We start from the raw sequence: 3,151 nt of genomic DNA, 5'->3' as shown, positions 1-3,151 counted from the left end.
ATCCTGGGCGGCATGCTCGGCGGCGGTGCCGGATCGATGGGCGGCGGGTTCGGCGACATCCTCGGGCAGATCCTGGCCGGCCAGCAGCCGGCGGTACCCCAATCGTCGGGCGGGTGGCAGCAGCCTCCGTCCACCACCCCGGACGAGCGCCGGGGCAATGACGGCGGCATCGGAGACATCCTCGGCGGCCTGTTCGGCCGATGAGGGTGATTCTGGCGTCGGCCAGCCCGGCGCGGCTCGAGGTGCTGCGTCGCGCCGGCATCGACGCGGAGGTGATCGTGTCAGGCGTCGACGAGGACGCCGTGAACGTTGCCGAGCCGGCGGAGTTGGCGCTCACCCTGGCCCGGATGAAGGCGACCGCAGTCGCCGGGACTCTGCCGTCCGCAGCTTGGCCCGCCGCAGCCGGACCGCTGATGATCATCGGCTGCGACTCGCTGTTGGAGATCGACGGCGAAGCACAGGGCAAGCCCAGGGACGCCGCCGAGGCGTCCGCCCGCTGGCGGGCCATGCGCGGGCGCTCCGGGGTATTGCACACCGGCCACCGGGTCGTGGTCTGCGAGGACGGCGACGAACGGGCCGCCGAATCGGTGGCGTCCACGGTGGTGCATTTCGCACACCTCGACGATGCCGAGATCGACGCCTACGTGGCGACCGGCGAACCGTTGTGGGTGGCCGGCGCATTCACCGTGGACGGCCTGGGTGGGCCGTTCGTCACCGGCATCGAGGGTGACTACCACAACGTGGTGGGGCTGTCCCTGCCGCTGCTGCGGACGCTGTTGCTCGAGCTCGGCATCGCGTGGCCGACGCTGTGGAGCGAGTCGCTGCGATAGCCTGTTCGGCGATGTCGCAGAACTCTGTCGTGGAAGTCAAGCGGTCCGCCCTGCCAGCCTGGCTGCGGGCGATGCGACCCAAGCAGTGGGTCAAGAACATTCTGGTGTTCGCCGCCCCGGTCGCCGCCGGTGCGCTGTTCGACTCCCGAGTGCTGGTCAACACGTTGTGGGCGTTCGTGGCGTTCTCGCTGATCAGTGCCTCCATCTATCTGATCAACGACGTCCGTGACGTCGAGGCCGATCGGCTGCACCCGAAGAAGAGGTTCCGGCCGATCGCCGCCGGCGAGCTGAGCAAGGGCCCGGCGACCGTGCTGGCCGGGATCACCATGGCCGCCAGCCTGGCCATCGGCTTCTGGGTGGCCCCGATGCTCGGCATCACGCTGTCGGTGTACTGGGTGCTGCAGGTCGGCTACTCGATGTTCCTCAAGCACCAGCCGATCATCGACCTGGCGATGGTCGCGGCCGGGTTCCTGCTGCGGGCCGTGGCCGGTGGTGTGGCCTCCGACATCGAGTTGTCCCAGTGGTTCCTGCTGGTGGCCTGCTTCGGCTCGCTGTACATGGTGGCCGGAAAGCGCTACTCGGAGATGAAGGAGCTCGGTTCCGAGGCCGGCACCCGCGCCTCACTGGAGCGCTACTCGCTGAGCTATCTGCGCTTCGTCTGGGCGATCTCGTGCTCGATCGTGATCATGTCGTACAGCCTGTGGACCTTCGAGAACCACCAGAACCAACTATGGGGCGTGCCCTGGACCACGATCTCGATCGTGCCGTTCACCCTGGCCCTCCTGCGCTATGCGATGGACATCGATGCCGGCAACGCCGGTGAGCCCGAGGACGTCGTGCTCAACGACCGGATCCTGCAGGCGCTGGCGGTGCTGTGGCTGATTCCGCTCGGCATCGGCATCTTCATTCACTGAGACGGCAACGAAGCTCGGGATAACAAGGCTCGGGATCAGGCCCGGTTGATCGGCATCCGGTCCTGATCCTGTTGAGACTCCGCGGAACAAGGATCCGGATCGGGCCGGAACAGACCAGCCCGATCCGGATCTTTGTTCCATCGCTGGCCGATGCCAGCAGGTTGCCTCACACTTGTCCCGACGAAGAGGGGACCTGCGCATGGACACCACCGGCTGGACGACGTGGGCATTGCCCGACCCGCGGTTGGGTATGCCCGTGCTGGGGCTGAAGCACCCACCGGGCTGGACGGCGCAGGGTCAGGTCACCTGGGTGCCTGAGCACAACGAGGCGCCGGAGCATCACTGGTACCAGGTGACGCATCCCGAACGGATCGCCATGCTGCAGGGCTGGCCACGGTTCGACTTCACCTGGCCGGGCGGCGCGCCGTGGCAGCCCAACGGCTACGGACGCACCTACCTGCCGCCTGATTCGCCGGATCGGACGCTCGGCGCGGTTCTGCCCCAACTGCTCGGCCAGGGTGCCGGGCAGCCCACCCGGTTCGAGGTGCGTCCGCTCCCCGACTGGGCCGAACGGTTCCACATCCCCGCCGATCAGATCACCCCGGGCGTGGCGTACACCGGCCTGCAGGCGCTCGCCGAGGCGTCCGTGGGTGGACGGCCGCGCCGGCTGGAGATTCTCGGCTTCCACTACTCGGTGACCAACCAGGCGGTGTTCTCGACGATCACCAACCACGGCCTGTTCCTCACGGTGCTCGCAGCCACCGCCGATCGGTTCGACGAGTTCCGGCCGACCATGGCGGCGATCGTCGACAGCACCACCGCCAACCCGGGCTGGACGGCCGCCGTGAACCAGGTCGGCCAGCAGAACGCGGACGCCTTCGCCGCCCGCGCCGCCTCGGCCCGGTGGGCGGCCTTCCAGGCCGAGCAGGCCGGAATCGCAGCCGTCGGCGCGGCTGCCGCGGACCTGCGCGCCACCCAGTCGTCGAACGCGCAAGCCCAGTTCGACCGAATGATGCAGCCACCGCCGATGGCCGGCACCCCGGGCATCTCGGCGCAGGAGGCGTGGCGCAATGAGCTCGGCGGCGTCGAGGCCGTCGAGGATCCGAACAGCCGCGAGGGCAACACCAAGTACGTCTCGTCGAGCACCGCGGTGACCTGGCAGAACGAGATCGGCGAGGTGATCGAGACCGACGACGTGAACTTCGACCCACGGATCAACTCGCACCACACCTGGACGGTGGTTCGCCGCTACCAGCGGTAAGGACGCCGCCGACGCGTTCTCCTGAGCTGAGGAGATCCCGGCGTTCGCCGGGATGACGGCAACAAGCCTGTCGGACCGAGCAACCATGCGGCGGCCCGAGCAACCATTCGGCGTCCCGAGCAACCATCCGGCGTCCTCAACCGGTT

General features: G+C 68.4%; 3 protein-coding genes and 1 pseudogene. All 4 read left to right on the top strand.

The window, feature by feature from the left end:
* Positions 1 to 204: pseudogene (locus Q0066_RS06045) on the top strand (hypothetical protein); the annotation flags it as partial.
* Positions 201 to 830, top strand: a complete 630-nt coding sequence (locus Q0066_RS06040; RefSeq protein ID WP_298131076.1) for a nucleoside triphosphate pyrophosphatase — start codon at positions 201 to 203, stop codon at positions 828 to 830. The pseudogene Q0066_RS06045 and the gene Q0066_RS06040, both read left to right, overlap by 4 nt.
* An 11-nt stretch (positions 831 to 841) precedes the next feature.
* Positions 842 to 1,744 (top strand): decaprenyl-phosphate phosphoribosyltransferase, encoded by a 903-nt coding sequence (locus tag Q0066_RS06035; RefSeq protein ID WP_298131073.1) that lies wholly within the window; start codon positions 842 to 844, stop codon positions 1,742 to 1,744.
* A gap of 199 nt (positions 1,745 to 1,943) precedes the next feature.
* Positions 1,944 to 3,005 carry a hypothetical protein gene (locus tag Q0066_RS06030; protein WP_298131071.1) on the top strand — a complete coding sequence of 354 codons (1,062 nt, stop codon included), beginning with the start codon at positions 1,944 to 1,946 and terminating at the stop codon, positions 3,003 to 3,005.
* The last annotated feature ends 146 nt before the right edge of the window (positions 3,006 to 3,151 follow it).

The organism is Micropruina sp., from assembly GCF_027492755.1.
Lineage (GTDB): Bacteria > Actinomycetota > Actinomycetes > Propionibacteriales > Propionibacteriaceae > Micropruina.
This window is presented reverse-complemented; position numbering and strand designations above follow the sequence as displayed.